This is a genomic window from Nocardia sp. Root136 (assembly GCF_001427185.1).
GTDB lineage: Bacteria > Actinomycetota > Actinomycetes > Mycobacteriales > Mycobacteriaceae > Nocardia > Nocardia salmonicida.
In genome coordinates this window covers 834,391-848,444 of the sequence record NZ_LMFE01000001.1, presented here as the reverse complement: position 1 = coordinate 848,444, position 14,054 = coordinate 834,391, and the positions used below count along the sequence as shown (strand labels likewise).

The 14,054-nt window shown below is 67.3% G+C and carries 13 protein-coding genes; 9 read left to right on the top strand and 4 right to left on the bottom strand.

Translation table 11 applies throughout. From position 1 onward, the window contains the following. Positions 1-141 precede the first annotated feature (141 nt). Both ASD42_RS04090 and ASD42_RS04085 read right to left on the bottom strand, forming a co-directional pair. Positions 142-561: an acyl-CoA thioesterase gene (locus tag ASD42_RS04090; RefSeq protein ID WP_056810328.1), complete on the bottom strand. Its 420-nt coding sequence runs from the start codon at positions 559-561 to the stop codon at positions 142-144. 86 nt (positions 562-647) lie between these two features. After that, positions 648-1,142, bottom strand: a complete 495-nt coding sequence (locus ASD42_RS04085) for a cupin domain-containing protein (protein WP_084787104.1) — start codon at positions 1,140-1,142, stop codon at positions 648-650. Positions 1,143-1,207: 65 nt separating this feature from the next. Between ASD42_RS04085 and ASD42_RS04080 the strand changes: the two genes are divergently transcribed. After that, entirely contained in the window at positions 1,208-1,708 is a 501-nt protein-coding gene (locus ASD42_RS04080) for a MarR family winged helix-turn-helix transcriptional regulator (protein WP_174552034.1), read from the top strand. Between the two features lie 108 nt (positions 1,709-1,816). Here the strand turns inward: ASD42_RS04080 and ASD42_RS04075 are convergent, their stop codons facing one another. Together ASD42_RS04075 and acnA are read right to left on the bottom strand one after the other, a co-directional pair. Continuing rightward, a complete protein-coding gene (locus tag ASD42_RS04075; RefSeq protein ID WP_056810327.1) occupies positions 1,817-2,386 on the bottom strand; it encodes a TetR/AcrR family transcriptional regulator in 570 nt (189 codons plus the stop codon). Positions 2,387-2,518: 132 nt separating this feature from the next. Then, entirely contained in the window at positions 2,519-5,332 is a 2,814-nt protein-coding gene (gene acnA / locus ASD42_RS04070; RefSeq protein WP_056810325.1) for an aconitate hydratase AcnA, read from the bottom strand. 283 nt (positions 5,333-5,615) lie between these two features. On the opposite strand from acnA, the gene ASD42_RS04065 reads away from it, so the two are divergent. The 8 genes from ASD42_RS04065 to ASD42_RS04030 all read left to right on the top strand — a co-directional run bounded on the left by ASD42_RS04065 (position 5,616) and on the right by ASD42_RS04030 (position 13,988). Then, complete coding sequence (locus ASD42_RS04065) at positions 5,616-6,164, top strand: Rv1476 family membrane protein (RefSeq protein ID WP_056810322.1); 549 nt, start codon at positions 5,616-5,618, stop codon at positions 6,162-6,164. Positions 6,165-6,414: 250 nt separating this feature from the next. Continuing rightward, positions 6,415-7,854, top strand: a complete 1,440-nt coding sequence (locus ASD42_RS04060) for an NlpC/P60 family protein (protein WP_056810319.1) — start codon at positions 6,415-6,417, stop codon at positions 7,852-7,854. Positions 7,855-8,030: 176 nt separating this feature from the next. Next, complete coding sequence (locus ASD42_RS04055) at positions 8,031-9,191, top strand: AAA family ATPase (protein ID WP_056810316.1); 1,161 nt, start codon at positions 8,031-8,033, stop codon at positions 9,189-9,191. Between the two features lie 23 nt (positions 9,192-9,214). Further along, positions 9,215-10,171: a DUF58 domain-containing protein gene (locus ASD42_RS04050; protein WP_056810314.1), complete on the top strand. Its 957-nt coding sequence runs from the start codon at positions 9,215-9,217 to the stop codon at positions 10,169-10,171. Next, entirely contained in the window at positions 10,168-11,172 is a 1,005-nt protein-coding gene (locus ASD42_RS04045) for a VWA domain-containing protein (RefSeq protein WP_056810311.1), read from the top strand. The genes ASD42_RS04050 and ASD42_RS04045 overlap by 4 nt, the downstream gene beginning before the upstream one ends. A gap of 85 nt (positions 11,173-11,257) precedes the next feature. Next, on the top strand, positions 11,258-11,974 hold the full coding sequence (gene fabG1 / locus ASD42_RS04040) for a 3-oxoacyl-ACP reductase FabG1 (protein WP_056810308.1): 717 nt from the start codon (positions 11,258-11,260) through the stop codon (positions 11,972-11,974). Positions 11,975-12,102: 128 nt separating this feature from the next. Further along, on the top strand, positions 12,103-12,939 hold the full coding sequence (gene inhA / locus ASD42_RS04035) for an NADH-dependent enoyl-ACP reductase InhA (protein ID WP_056810305.1): 837 nt from the start codon (positions 12,103-12,105) through the stop codon (positions 12,937-12,939). Continuing rightward, positions 12,939-13,988 carry a ferrochelatase gene (locus ASD42_RS04030; protein ID WP_056810302.1) on the top strand — a complete coding sequence of 350 codons (1,050 nt, stop codon included), beginning with the start codon at positions 12,939-12,941 and terminating at the stop codon, positions 13,986-13,988. The genes inhA and ASD42_RS04030 overlap by 1 nt, the downstream gene beginning before the upstream one ends. Positions 13,989-14,054: the final 66 nt, after the last annotated feature.

Here is a 14,054-nt window from a genome sequence, read left to right as displayed (position 1 = left end):
TCGCCTTGCCGGGAAAGAATTTCGGACAACTCGGATGTTGCAACTGTGTTCTCACGGGCAATCCGGCAGCAAACATATCTGACAACCGGCGGGCGCCCCCGAGTCTGTGCCGGAGGGCGCCCGCCGCGCCGCGTGCGGTCGCTAGAGTCCGAGCAGCTCGGGATTCTCGGCGAGCTCGCGGAAGTGTTCGGCCGGTTTCGCGACGAGCCGACGGGTCGTCAGATCCATCGCGCCCGCCACAACGGTGATCTCTGCGGCGACCGTACCGTCGAGCTTGATGATCTGGTGGTGGAAGCGGAAGACCTTCTCGCCTTCCTTCCAATCGAACACGCAGGTCACCGTGACCTCGTCGCCACCGCGCAGCTCGCGCTTGTACTTGATGGTGGACTCGAGCACCACCGCGCCGACGCCGCTGGCGATGAACTTGTCCTGCGCGATCCCCGCCGCGCGCATCAGCTCCCACCGGGCGTGCTCGCCGTACTGGTGGTAGACGGCGTGATTGAGGTGGCCCTGGGTGTCGAGCTCGTAGCCGCGGACGAGGACCGGTACGGAGAACGTCATACGGCGTATAACCGGCCGCTTCCGACTCGTTGTTCCCGATCGGCGTGCAATCTCGGCCACAGTGCGACCGGGAACCGCATGACGGATCAGCCCCGTTGGGCGTTGCGCTCGGCCCACCAGGCGGGCGCGTCGACGAAGTGGTTGTCGAATTCCTCTTGGGCGGCGACGAATTCGTCATGAGCGGTTTCGCCGCGGAGGAGTCGGTCGAGCAGACGGAAGTACTCGAAGCGTTGCACGCCGGGCATCAGTGCGATCAGGATGCGCGCGCCACTGTCCGGGGTGGCGCCGAACGCGTGCGGCATCTGCCGCGGGACGACTAGCGAGCCGCCCGCGCCGACGGTGAGGATGCGGTCGCCCGCCATGACCTGGAGTTCGCCGTCGGCGACGTAGAACAGCTCGTCGGAGCGAGTGTGGAAGTGCGGGGCGGCGCCATCGGCGCCCTGGGTCATGGTGACTTCGAGCGTGCTGACCGCGCCGTCGCTGGCGTTCGCGTCGGTGAGCAGGCGCATGCGCACGTTCTCGGTACCCAGGGTCTCGGCGTCCCCGGGCAGGCAGAGGGCGATCTCGCGGGTGTTCGTCATGACCATTCCGTTCGTCGGTTGATAGTTCGGTACCGAACTATATCCCAGCGAATAGAATGCTGTCCATGGATGAACGTGAGCCGGATGTGGTCGACGCGATCACGGCGCAGTGGCAGCGGGAGCGACCCGATCTGGAGCTGGAGGCGATGGCGGTCTTCGGCAGACTCGGCAGGCTGATGAACGTGGCCACGGCGCGGATCGAAAGCGTTTTCACCGCACACGGTTTGCAGCGCGGCGAGTTCGATGTGCTTGCGGCACTGCGTCGTTCGGGCGCACCCTTCGAACTCAACCCGTCGGTGCTCGCCGATACCTTGATGCTGTCGCGGGCGGGGATGACCGGGCGTATCGACCGACTCGAAACTGCGGGCCTGGTTCGCCGCGTCGCCGATCGCGAGGATCGACGCGCCGTGCGGGTGGCGCTCACCGATCAGGGCAGGGCGCTCGTCGACACGGTGGTCGTGGCGCACACCGAGAACGAGACGGCGATGCTGGCGGTACTGAAGCCGGCCGATCGTGTCGCCCTGGACCGTATCTCGCGAACCTTGCTCAGCGGTTGGGCGAGCTGACCCGCCGATCCCGGTCGGGGAAATGACCTCCGGAGAATTTCCCGCCGCGCGCAATCGGCGAGGGCTCGACGCGGCCATGGGCTCCTCCATGGCCGCGTCGAGCCTGACTCAGGATTCCTTGCGTCGCACCGAGGCTTCGACGAGATCCAGTACGGCGGAAAGGTTTTCGTTGGTGTGACCCGAGGCGATGCGGGCGATCAACCCGTCGAGGACCAAGTCGAGGTAGCCGAGGAGGACATCGGTGGGGACATCGTCTCGGAGGGCGCCCGCTGCTTTGCGGCGCTCGAGGCGGGCCAGGGTCGCGGCGGTCAGTTCGGCCGAGCGTTGGGTCCAGCCCGCGCGGAATTCGGGGTCGGTGCGGACTCTGCGCGCGATCTCCAGGCGGGTGCCCAGCCAGTTGAATTCCTCCGGGCGGGCGAGCATATCGCGCATCACCTGGACCAGGCCCTGATTGGCGGCGACTTCGGCCATGCGTTCGGCGTCGTCTTTGGCCAGGGCGAAGAACAGGGCGTCCTTGTCGCGGAAATGATGGAAGATCGCGCCGCGGGACAGGCCGATGGCCTCTTCCAGGCGGCGCACGGTGGCGCCGTCGTAGCCGTATTCGGCGAAGCAGCGTCGTGCACCGTCGAGGATCTGGCTGCGGCGGGCGGCGAGGTGGTCGTCGCTGACCTTGGGCATGATTCCTCCAGCTAGCGGATACACGGACCCCCGCCCCGGCGAACCGAGACGGGGGCTGTCGCATTATTCAGGGGGCAAGCGAATGCCCTTGTGGCGCAACACCTTACGGTGTTGCGCCACCGGGTCGAACAATCAGCCGCGGATCATGTTGCGCAGCACGTACTGCAGGATGCCGCCGTTGCGGTAGTAGTCGGCCTCACCGGGGGTGTCGATGCGGACGACCGCGTCGAACTCGGTGACCTTGCCGTCTTCCGCGGTGGCGGTGACCTTGACGGTCTCGGGGGTGACACCCTCGTTGAGGGCGGTGATCCCCGCGATGTCGAAGGTCTCGGTGCCGGTCAGGCCCAGCGAGGCAGCGGACTGCCCGGCCGGGAACTGCAGCGGCACAACGCCCATGCCGATCAGGTTGGAGCGGTGGATGCGCTCGAACGACTCGGTGATGACGGCCTTCACGCCCAGCAGGCTGGTGCCCTTGGCGGCCCAGTCACGCGAGGAGCCCGAACCGTATTCCTTGCCACCGAGCACGACCAGCGGGATGCCCGCGGCCTGGTAGTTCTGCGAGGCGTCGTAGATGAACGCCTGCGGGCCACCGTCCTGGGTGAAGTCGCGGGTGTAACCACCCGAGACGTCGTCGAGCAGCTGGTTGCGCAGCCGGATGTTGGCGAAGGTGCCACGGATCATGACCTCGTGGTTACCGCGACGCGAACCCAGCGAGTTGTAGTCCTTGCGGGCCACACCGTTGGCGTCGAGGTACTGCGCGGCGGGGGTGCCGGGCTTGATCGGGCCCGCCGGGGAGATGTGGTCGGTGGTGACCGAGTCGCCCAGCAGCGCCAGCACGCGAGCGCCGGAGATGTCGGTGACGGGGGAGGGATCCATCGACATGCCGTCGAAGTACGGTGCCTTGCGCACATAGGTCGACTTCTCGTCCCACGCGAAGGTGTCGCCCTCCGGTGTCGCCAGACTCTGCCAACGCTTGTCACCGTCGAAGATGGTGGCGTAGGAGTTGCGGAACATGTCCTGGCTGATCGAGGACTTGATGGTGTCGTCGATCTCCTGGGCCGAGGGCCAGATGTCCTTCAGGAAGACATCGTTGCCGTCGGTGTCCTGGCCGAGCGCGTCGGTCTCGAAGTCGAAGTCCATCGTGCCCGCGAGCGCGTAGGCGATGACCAGTGGCGGGGAGGCCAGGTAGTTCATCTTCACGTCGGGGGAGATGCGACCCTCGAAGTTGCGGTTGCCCGAGAGCACCGCGGTGACCGAGAGGTCGTTGTCGTTGATCGCGGCCGAGATCGCCTCGGGCAGCGGACCGGTGTTACCGATGCAGGTGGTGCAGCCGTAGCCACCGACGAAGAAGCCCAGCTTCTCCAGGTAGGGCCACAGACCGGCCTTCTCGTAGTAGTCGGTGACGACCTGCGAGCCCGGGGCCATGTTGGTCTTCACCCACGGCTTGGTCGCGAGACCCTTCTCCACCGCGTTGCGGGCGAGCAGGGCGGCGCCGAGCATGACCGACGGGTTGGAGGTGTTGGTGCAGGAGGTGATACCCGCGACGACCACCGCGCCGTGATCGAGGACGAACTTGTTGCCGTCCTCGCCGACGACCTCGATCGGCTTGGACGGACGACCCTTGGCACCGTTGGCCGCGGAGTGCGCGGGGGTGTAGGTGTCGTCGGCGGCGCTGGCCGACACCGCGGTCGAGTCCGAGGCCGGGAAGGACTCGTCGACGCCCTCGTCCAGCGCGGTGAGCTCACCCTCGCCGACGTAGTTGACGATGTCGGAGCGGAACGCGTTCTTGGAGTCGCTGAGCAGGATGCGGTCCTGGGGACGCTTCGGGCCCGCGATCGAGGGCACGACGCTGCCCAGATCGAGCTCGAGGTACTCCGAGTACACCGGCTCGCGCTCGGCGTCGTGCCACATGCCCTGTTCCTTGGCGTACGCCTCGACGAGCGCGAGCTGCTCGTCGCTGCGGCCGGTCAGGCGCAGGTAGTTGATGGTCTCCTCGTCGATCGGGAAGATCGCGGCGGTGGAACCGAACTCGGGGCTCATGTTGCCCAGGGTGGCGCGGTTCGCGAGGGGGACCTCGGAGACGCCCTTGCCGTAGAACTCGACGAACTTGCCGACGACGCCGTGCTTACGCAGCTGCTCGGTGACGGTGAGCACCACGTCGGTGGCGGTGACGCCCGGCTTGATCTCACCGGTCAGCTTGAAGCCGACCACGCGCGGGATCAGCATGGAGACGGGCTGGCCGAGCATCGCGGCCTCGGCCTCGATGCCGCCGACGCCCCAGCCCAGCACGCCGAGGCCGTTGACCATGGTGGTGTGTGAGTCGGTGCCGACACAAGTGTCGGGGTAGGCCTGGCCGTTGCGGACCATGACCGTGGGGGCCAGGTACTCGATGTTGACCTGGTGGACGATGCCCATGCCCGGGGGGACGACCTTGAAGTCGTCGAAGGCGCCCTGGCCCCAGCGCAGGAACTGGTAACGCTCGCCGTTGCGCTCGTACTCGAGGTCGACGTTGCGCTCCAGCGCGTCGGCGCGGCCGAAGACGTCGAGGATCACCGAGTGGTCGATGACCATGTCGGCGGGCGAGAGCGGGTTGACCTTGCTCGGATCGCCACCGAGGACGGTGACGGCCTCACGCATGGTGGCGAGGTCGACGATGCAGGGCACGCCGGTGAAGTCCTGCATGATCACGCGCGCGGGGGTGAACTGGATCTCGACGCTCGGCTGTGCCGAGGGGTCCCAGTTCGCGATCTCGCGGATGTGGTCGGCGGTGATGTTCGCGCCGTCCTCGGTGCGCAGCAGGTTCTCTGCCAGCACCTTCAGGGCGTAGGGCAGCTTCTCGGTGCCGGGAACAGCCGAGAGACGGAAGATCTCGTAGGAGTTGCTTCCGACCTCGAGCGTGCCTTTGGCGCCGAAGGTATCAATCTTCGTCACGTCAGCTCCACTCATGTGTGAGGGTGTGCCGCCGGCGGGGCTGTGCCGGCGGCTCGCGTCTTCGGAGGGGGTATCCGGCGCCGTGAGATGCCGAATTCCTCGCCGTACGAGCCTAACAGTACGCTTGTCCTATGAAATACGCGGGGGCCGTCGGTGGTGCCGTGCAGGCGTAGTCGAGCGCCGCGTCGCGTACTGTGCCTGACGAGCGAAGTCGGGGAAGACGCAGTGACGCTCACCTTGGCAGTGTTGGACGCCCGTCGCGACACCGGCGACTGTGGCTCGACAGACCGGATGGAAGATGACCACTTTTGCGCCGATGGCGGCCGAGCTGCCGCCGAACACCGTGCTGAGCAGCGTCGCGTCCGACCTCGCCGACAATCACGTCGCGGCCCCCAAGGGTCAGGATCAGGAGAAACTGGCGGCGATCGTCGCGCAGGCGCGATCCGAGGGGATCCCGCTCAGCGTCGTCATCGTTCCCGGTAATCCCGGCCATGACTCGAGCCTACGTGATCTGGCCACCGAGGTCGGCGAGAGCACGCACGGCACCGTCGCGGTCTTCAGCGACGACTGGCTCGGCACCTACAGCGACACCATCAGCCGGGTTCGGCTCGAGTGGGCCGAGGATTCGGCCAAGTACAAGGGCAACCATCCGGAAGAGGCCGTGCAGGCCTTCGTGGACCGGCTCGAGCAGCCGGAGGGGGTCTCCTGGGGCGCCATCACCGCGGTGTTGATCAGCCTCATGGTGCTGGTGATCGCCGGGCTGTACCTGGTGAAGGTCCGCCGCGGTCCCGATGCGGACGCAACGGCCGTCGTGCCACCACGCGTCGACGCGAGTTCCACCAACTAACTGGTTTCACTCCAGTCACATTTCCAGACCAGCGGTCTGTTTTCTGGGGTAGAAAACTGTCCCGCGTCGCGCAAATTCCGAGCAATCGATGAATTGTTGCCGCGCGCCACTGTGACGGATGTTTCCTTTGGGAACCATGTGTCGTACGGTTGCGATGAACGCGATCGTGAATGCAGTGGTACAGGGGGCATTGGTCGACTCTTGTGGTCGGTGTTTCGGCTGATGCGCCAGTGGCGTATGTCGAGTCGAGATGCTCGGAGGTACCGTGCGGAGTGCGGGCAGGCGGGACGAACCAGGTCTATTACGAATAGCGATCGGTTTGCTGGCGGTGGTGGCAGTGCTGCTCGCCGCGGGACCGGTCGCTGCGGTACCACCCCCTCCACCTAATCCGTCCGACGGTGAGATCGCCGGCGCGGGCGCCCAGGTCGACGCGCGGGTCAGCGAGATCGGCGGGCTGATCAATCGCGTCGCCGCGGCCGATCAGCAGTTGCGCGAACTCGATGACCAACTCGCGGGCAAACGCGAAGCGGTCAACCAGGCGCTCGTCGACCTGCAGACCGCACGCGACGCCGCCGACGCGGCCGCGGCCGCCGTCTCCGACAGCCAGACCCAGCTGGCCGACGCGGGCGTGAAAGTCGGTGTGGCCCGCCAGGATTTCGATCAGGTCGCCACCCAGGCCTACGTGCGCCCCGCCAACAGTTCGGTCGTCACCTACCTCGCCTCCTCGACCCCCGATGCCGCGATGGACCGCGCGCAGGTGCTCGGCATGGTGTCGAAGAACCAGCGACAGGTGCTCGACGGTCTGCGCCGCGCCCAGGTCGCCCAGGCCAATCAGAATTCCGCCGCGCGCCAGGCCAAGGCCGACGCCGATACCGCCGCGGCGGGCGCGGAACAGAAGCGCGACGCCGCCCAGACCGCGGTGAACATCGCGAAATCCGAGTTCGACACCCAGGCCGTGGCCCGCGACACCCTGAGCCGCGACCGCAGCGCCGCCCAATCCGCCCTCGACGTAGCCCGCTCGACCGTCGCGGGGCTCCAGAGCCAACGCGAGATCTTCCTGACCTGGGACGACCAACGTGAAGCCGAGGTGCTCGCCCTGCTGGCCGCGGCCAACGCCGCCGCCTCCCGCGCCGCGGCCGACAAGGCCGCCCGCGACCGTGCCGCCCAGCTCAACGAGGGTCAGCGTCCGCACGCCGACCTCGAGTCGACCCCGGCCTCGCCACGCAAAACCAAGCCGCGCCCGTCACAACCACAGGTCACCGGTTCGGCGGCGATCGAAACCGTGGTCGACCGCGCGATGTCGCAGCTCGGCGTCACCTACGCCTGGGGCGGCGGCGACGAGGACGGACCCACCCTCGGCATCCGTGACGGCGGCACCGGTGACGCCCACGGCGACTTCGAGAAGATCGGCTTCGACTGCTCCGGCCTGATGCTCTACGCCTTCGCCGGTATCGGCGTCTCGCTGCCGCACTACAGCGGCTACCAGTACAACGCGGGCACCCGAGTCGACGTCGAGGATCGCGAACGCGGCGACATGCTGTTCTGGGGCCCCGGCGGCAGCGTGCACGTGGCGATGTATCTGGGCAACGGCAAGATGATCGAGGCCCCTGAATCCGGGGATGTCGTGAAGATTTCCCCGGTCCGTGAAGACGGCATCATGCCGTACGCGGTGCGCATCGTCACCGACTGAGTGCGTATCGTCGCTGGTAGGGGTGAAATCGGTGCGGCGTGCGCCACACCGACCGCCGCGCGTGAGTGCCGTCACGAGGATGACGAATCCCCGTCTAGTACTGGCCGGTTGCGGCGCACCGGGCGATTCAATGGAATAGTTGGTGCCGCACGCACAGGACCAAAGCGAAAGCGGGGATGTTGGTGACTTCGACGGAAGGTGTGAGCGGGCCGAAGCTGGCGAAGGACGCCGGTACGGCTGCGCCGAGCACCCTGGAGCGTGACGTCCAGACTCTCGAGAAGGCGATCTACGAGGTCAAGCGGGTTATCGTCGGTCAGGATCGGCTCGTCGAGAGTTTGCTCGTCGCCGTGCTGGCACGCGGACACGTGCTGCTCGAAGGTGTGCCGGGCGTCGCGAAAACTCTTGCGGTGGAAACCTTCGCCAAGGTCATCGGCGGCTCGTTCTCCCGGGTGCAGTTCACCCCGGACCTCGTGCCCACTGACCTCATCGGTACCCGCATCTACCGGCAGGGCCGCGAAGAGTTCGACACCGAGCTCGGCCCGGTGGTCGCGAACTTCGTGCTCGCCGACGAGATCAACCGCGCACCCGCCAAGGTGCAGTCGGCACTGCTCGAGGTGATGGCCGAGCGCAAGCTGTCGATCGGCGGCAAGACCTACCCGATGCCCGATCCGTTCCTGGTCATGGCGACCCAGAACCCGATCGAGAGCGAAGGCGTGTACCCGCTGCCCGAGGCGCAGCGCGACCGCTTCCTGTTCAAGGTCGTCGTGGACTACCCCTCGGTCGAGGAAGAGCGTGAGATCATCTACCGGATGGGTGTGAGCGCGCCCGAGCCGAACCAGATTCTCGACCCCGAAGACATCATCCGCCTGCAGAAGGTGGCCGCCAACGTCTTCGTGCACCACGCGCTCGTCGACTACGTGGTCCGCGTGATCACCGCGACCCGCACGCCCGCCGACTTCGGCATGGACGATGTGGCGAGCTGGATCTCCTACGGCGCTTCCCCGCGCGCGAGCCTCGGCATCATCGCCGCGGCCCGCTCGGTCGCGCTGATCCGTGGCCGTGACTACGTGGTGCCCCAGGACGTCGTCGAGGTGATCCCGGACGTGCTGCGCCACCGCTTGGTGCTGTCGTACGACGCGCTGGCCGACGAGGTTTCGCCCGAGGACGTCATCAAGCGCGTGCTGCAGACCGTCGGCCTGCCGCAGGTCGCCCCGCAGGCGAACGGTCAGGCTGCCCCGCAGCAGCCGCCGGTGCCCCAGCCGCCCCAGCCCCAGCCTGTGCCGCAGGCGGTGAACGGGCAGCAGTCCCAGCCCGCCGGCTCCGTCGCGCCCCAGTGAGTGCGCCGGAACCCGTTGTCCGCGTGCCCACCTCGTCTCACGCCCCGCCGTCGTTCCGTGCCGGTGAACTGACCGACCCGAAGCTGTCGGCCGCGCTCAAGACCCTCGAGTTGACCGTGCGGCGTCGCCTCGACGGCGTGCTGCACGGTGATCACCAGGGGCTGATCCCCGGTCCGGGTTCGGAACCGGGGGAGGCGCGGCTGTACCAGCCGGGTGACGATGTGCGACAGATGGATTGGTCGGTCACCGCCCGCACCACCCATCCGCACGTGCGGCAGATGATCGCCGACCGCGAGCTGGAGACCTGGCTCGTCGTCGACCTGTCGTCGAGCCTGGACTTCGGTACCGGGCGGGTGCACAAGCGCGATCTCGCGATCGCGGCGGCCGCGGCGATCACCCACCTCACGTCGGGCGGCGGCAACCGGATCGGCGCCGTGGTGGCGACCGGTCAGGACCTGGTTCGCATCCCCGCGCGCAGCGGACGCATGCACGCCCAGACGCTGTTGCGCGGCATCGCGACCACCCCGCACGCCCGCGACGGCGTGCGCGGTGATCTCAAGGCCGGGATCGAGTCGCTGCGCCGTCCGCAACGCAAACGCGGTCTGGCCGTGGTGATCAGCGATTTCCTCGGTGACGTCGACTGGCAGCGCTCCCTGCGCGCGATCTCCGCCCGCCACGACCTGCTGGCCGTGGAAGTGCTCGATCCCCTGGATATCGCGCTGCCCGACGGCGGCGACGTGGTGTTGCACGATCCCGAATCGGGCCGCACCCGCGAGTTCAGCGTGACCCCCACGCTGCGTGCCGATTTCGCGGCCGCGGCCGGAGCCCAGCGTGAGCAGGTGGCGCAGGCGCTGCGCAGCTGCGGCGCGCCGGTGCTCACCCTGCAGACCGATCGGGACTGGATCGCCGACGTGGTCCGGTTCGTGTCCACCCGGCGCCACAGCCTCGGCGCCCCGAGCGGGCGGGTGCCTCGCCAGTGAGTATTTCGCATTTCACGGCCGTTGTCTGGCTCGGTTTCCTCGCGGTCGTCGCCCTGCTCGTGCTCGGCTACGTGCTGGTGCAGCGCGCCCGGCACAAGCGGATGCTGCAGTTCGGCAACATGGCCATCCTGGAGCGAGTCGCCCCGTCGCGACCGAGCCCGATGCGCCATGTCCCGATCGCGTTGATCCTGGCGGGCCTGGTGCTGCTGACGATCGCCGCGGCCGGTCCGACCGCCGTGCAGAAGGTGCCGCGTAATCGCGCGACTGTTGTTCTGGTGATGGATGTTTCGCTGTCGATGGAAGCCACCGACGTGGAGCCGAACAGGTTGCAGGTCGCGCAGAAGGCAGGCAAGGATTTCGTCGACGGTCTGACGCCCGGTATCAACCTCGGTTTCGTCACGTTCGCGGGGACGGCCTCGGTGATGGTGTCGCCGACGACCAATCGCGAGGCAGTCAAGCACTCGATCGACAACATCAAGCTCGCCGAGCGCACCGCCACCGGTGAGGGCGTCCTCACGGCGCTGCAGTCCATCGACACCCTGGCCGCCGTCCTCGGTGGCGCCGAGACGCCACCGCCTGCGCGGGTGGTGCTGATGTCGGACGGCAAGCAGACCGTGCCCGACGACAAGGACGTCGACAACCCGCGGCACGGTTTCACCGCCGCGCGCCTGGCCAAGAACAAGGGCATCCCGGTCTCGACGATCTCCTTCGGCACCGAGTGGGGCACGGTCGAGATTCCGGACTCCGACGGCAAGGGTTCGCAGCGGGTGAAGGTGCCGGTCGACAACGACTCGCTGCGCGAGATCGCCGAGCTGTCCGGCGGCGACTTCTACACCGCGTCGTCGCTGGCCGAACTCACCGCGGTCTACGACACCCTCGAGGAACAGATCGGCTACGAGACCACGCGCGGCGATGCGAGCAGGCCGTGGCTGTTGTTCGGCATGCTGGCCATCGCGGCGGGAGTCGTGGTCAGTTTGCTCTATCGTCAACGTCTGCCCTAGCTCCCACCGCCCCCGCGTTGTGAGCTGTCGCAACGGCGCGACCCTGACGCGGGGCGCACGAATCGGAACAGATAGGTTGAACCCTATGTCGAACGTCACATCCCGGTCGGTCCTGGTCACCGGCGGTAACCGCGGTATCGGTCTCGCTGTCGCGCAGCGCCTGCAGGCCGACGGCCACAAGGTCGCCGTCACCCATCGCGGATCGGGGGTTCCCGAGGGTCTTTTCGGTGTGAAGTGCGATGTCACCGACAGTGATTCGGTCGATCGTGCGTTCACCGAAGTCGAGGAGCACCAGGGTCCGGTCGAGGTGCTGGTCGCCAATGCGGGCATCACCGACGACACCCTGCTGATGCGCATGACCGAGGACCAGTTCGAACGGGTCATCGACGCCAACCTCACCGGCGCGTTCCGCTGTGCCAAGCGGGCCAATCGAGCCATGCTCAAGGGTCGCTGGGGCCGGCTGATCTTCCTCGGCTCGGTGGTCGGAATGGCAGGCCAGGCCGGTCAGCTCAACTACGCTGCGTCCAAGGCCGGCGTCATCGGCATGGCGCGGTCGCTCACTCGGGAGCTGGGCTCGCGTTCGATCACCTCCAACGTGGTCGCCCCGGGCTTCATCGAGACCGATATGACCGCGGACCTGCCCGAAGATCTGAAGACCATGGCGAAGAAGTACATTCCGCTGCAGCGTCTCGGCCAGCCGGAAGACATCGCCGCTGTGGTCAGCTTCCTCGCTTCTGAGGACTCTCGCTATGTCTCCGGTGCAGTCATCCCGGTCGACGGCGGCATGGGCATGGGTCACTGATCCGACAAAGGTGCTGTCGTCCACGTCGACGGCCGCTATTGCATGGGTCACTGATCCGCTAACAGACCGCACCGCGCCACCGACAAGGTGGCAGCAACCCACACTGATTTCAGGAGAACCGAAAACTCATGGGCGGACTGCTCGAAGGCAAGACCATCCTGGTCACCGGCATCATCACCGACTCGTCGATCGCGTTCCACGCGGCCGCGATCGCGCAGGAGCAGGGCGCGAGGGTGATCATCACCGGTATTCCCGACCGCCTGCGGCTCATCGACCGCATCGCCAAGCGGCTGCCGCAGGAAGTGCCGCCTGCCATCGGCCTCGACGTGACCAACGAAGAGGACCTGGCCGCCCTCACCGAGAAGCTGCGTGAGATCGCGCCCGAGGGCGTCGACGGCGTGCTGCACTCGATCGCGTTCGCGCCCCGTTCGATCATGGGCCCCGGCGCGCTGCCGTTCCTCGAGGGCCCCGGCCCCGATGTCTCCAAGTCGTTCGAGATCTCGGCCTGGAGCTACGCCTCGCTGGCTCGCGCCGTGCTTCCCGTGATGAACGAGGGTGGCTCGATCGTCGGCATGGACTTCGATCCGCGCGTGGCCATGCCGTACTACAACTGGATGGGCGTGTCCAAGGCCGCGCTCGAGTCGGTGAACCGTTACGTGGCGCGCGAGGTGGGTGCCGCCAAGAAGATCCGTTCCAACCTGATCGCCGCGGGCCCGATCAAGACCCTCGCCGCCAAGGCCATCGCGGGTACCGCCACCGACGATGCCAAGCAGCTCGTCCAGCTCGACGAGTACTGGGACGGCGCGTCGCCGATCGGCTGGGACGGCAACGACCCGCGCGCGGTCGGCAAGTCGATCGTGGCGTTGCTCTCGGATTGGCTGCCCGCCACCACCGGCTCGATCATCTACGTCGACGGCGGCGCCAGCCACAACATGTGGTTCCCGGAGAACATGTCGCTGAGCTGATGCCGGACGCCCTGCTGCTGCTGTCCTTCGGTGGCCCCGAAGGTCCCGAGGACGTGATCCCCTTCCTGGAGAACGTCACTCGGGGCCGCGGGGTGCCTCCGGAACGCCTCGCCGAGGTCGCGCAGCACTACCTGCATTTCGGCGGGATCTCGCCGATCAACGCGTTGAATCGGCAGATCATCACCGCGCTCGAGGCCGACCTCGCCGATGCCGGGCTGGATCTGCCGGTCTACTTCGGCAATCGCAACTGGCATCCCATGGTCGAGGACACCGTCGCGCGGATGACCGCCGACGGCGTGCGCTCGGCGCTGGTCTTCACCACCTCCGCGTGGGGCGGGTATTCCGGTTGTCGCCAGTACGACGAGGACATCACCCGGGCCCGCGCGGCCGTCGGTGCCGGTGCCCCGGAGCTGGTGAAACTGCGCCAGTACTTCGACCACCCGCTGCTGATCGAGTCCTTCGCCGACGCGATCACCGCTGCGGTGCAACAGATTCCGGCCGATCGGCGCAGCGGCGCGCGCCTGGTTTTCACGGCGCACTCCATTCCCGTCTCCGCCGACACCACGGCGGGCCCACCCGCCGACGGTGGCCGCCTCTACAGCAGGCAGGTCGCGGAAGCCGCCCGATTGTGTGCCGCGGCAACCGGTTTCGCCGAGTACGACGTGGTGTGGCAATCGCGTTCGGGCCCACCGCAGGTGCCGTGGCTCGAACCCGACATCGTCGACCACCTGGATGTGCTGCACGGCAAGGGCATCAACGCGGTGGTGGTGTGCCCGGTCGGTTTCGTCTCCGATCACCTCGAGGTGATCTGGGACCTCGACAACGAAGCGTCGGCCAGGGCCGACGAACTCGGGATGGCTTTCGCCCGCGCGGGGACACCCGGCACCGACCCGCGGTTCTCCCGGATGATCGTCGAATTGATCGCCGAACGGGTGAGCGGCGGTCCGGTGCGTGAACTCGGCGAAGTCCCGGGTTACGGCTGCACCGTCGACGGTGCCCTGTGCGCGCCCGGCTGCTGCGAACTGCCCGCGCGCCCGGCTCGTCGCTGAACACAACCGGATAACCATTCACCGGTAGCCCCCGGTTCGAGGAGTAGCCTTTTCACAGTTGCGCTC

What these genes read in the sequence shown, in the direction of transcription:
- ASD42_RS04090 (WP_056810328.1), bottom strand. Translation starts at nt 561, where the DNA reads ATGACGTTCTCCGTACCGGTCCTCGTCCGCGGCTACGAGCTCGACACC.
- ASD42_RS04085 (WP_084787104.1), bottom strand. Translation starts at nt 1,142, where the DNA reads ATGACGAACACCCGCGAGATCGCCCTCTGCCTGCCCGGGGACGCCGAG.
- ASD42_RS04080 (WP_174552034.1), top strand. Translation starts at nt 1,208, where the DNA reads ATGGATGAACGTGAGCCGGATGTGGTCGACGCGATCACGGCGCAGTGG.
- ASD42_RS04075 (WP_056810327.1), bottom strand. Translation starts at nt 2,386, where the DNA reads ATGCCCAAGGTCAGCGACGACCACCTCGCCGCCCGCCGCAGCCAGATC.
- acnA (WP_056810325.1), bottom strand. Translation starts at nt 5,332, where the DNA reads ATGAGTGGAGCTGACGTGACGAAGATTGATACCTTCGGCGCCAAAGGC.
- ASD42_RS04065 (WP_056810322.1), top strand. Translation starts at nt 5,616, where the DNA reads ATGACCACTTTTGCGCCGATGGCGGCCGAGCTGCCGCCGAACACCGTG.
- ASD42_RS04060 (WP_056810319.1), top strand. Translation starts at nt 6,415, where the DNA reads ATGCTCGGAGGTACCGTGCGGAGTGCGGGCAGGCGGGACGAACCAGGT.
- ASD42_RS04055 (WP_056810316.1), top strand. Translation starts at nt 8,031, where the DNA reads ATGTTGGTGACTTCGACGGAAGGTGTGAGCGGGCCGAAGCTGGCGAAG.
- fabG1 (WP_056810308.1), top strand. Translation starts at nt 11,258, where the DNA reads ATGTCGAACGTCACATCCCGGTCGGTCCTGGTCACCGGCGGTAACCGC.
- inhA (WP_056810305.1), top strand. Translation starts at nt 12,103, where the DNA reads ATGGGCGGACTGCTCGAAGGCAAGACCATCCTGGTCACCGGCATCATC.
- ASD42_RS04030 (WP_056810302.1), top strand. Translation starts at nt 12,939, where the DNA reads ATGCCGGACGCCCTGCTGCTGCTGTCCTTCGGTGGCCCCGAAGGTCCC.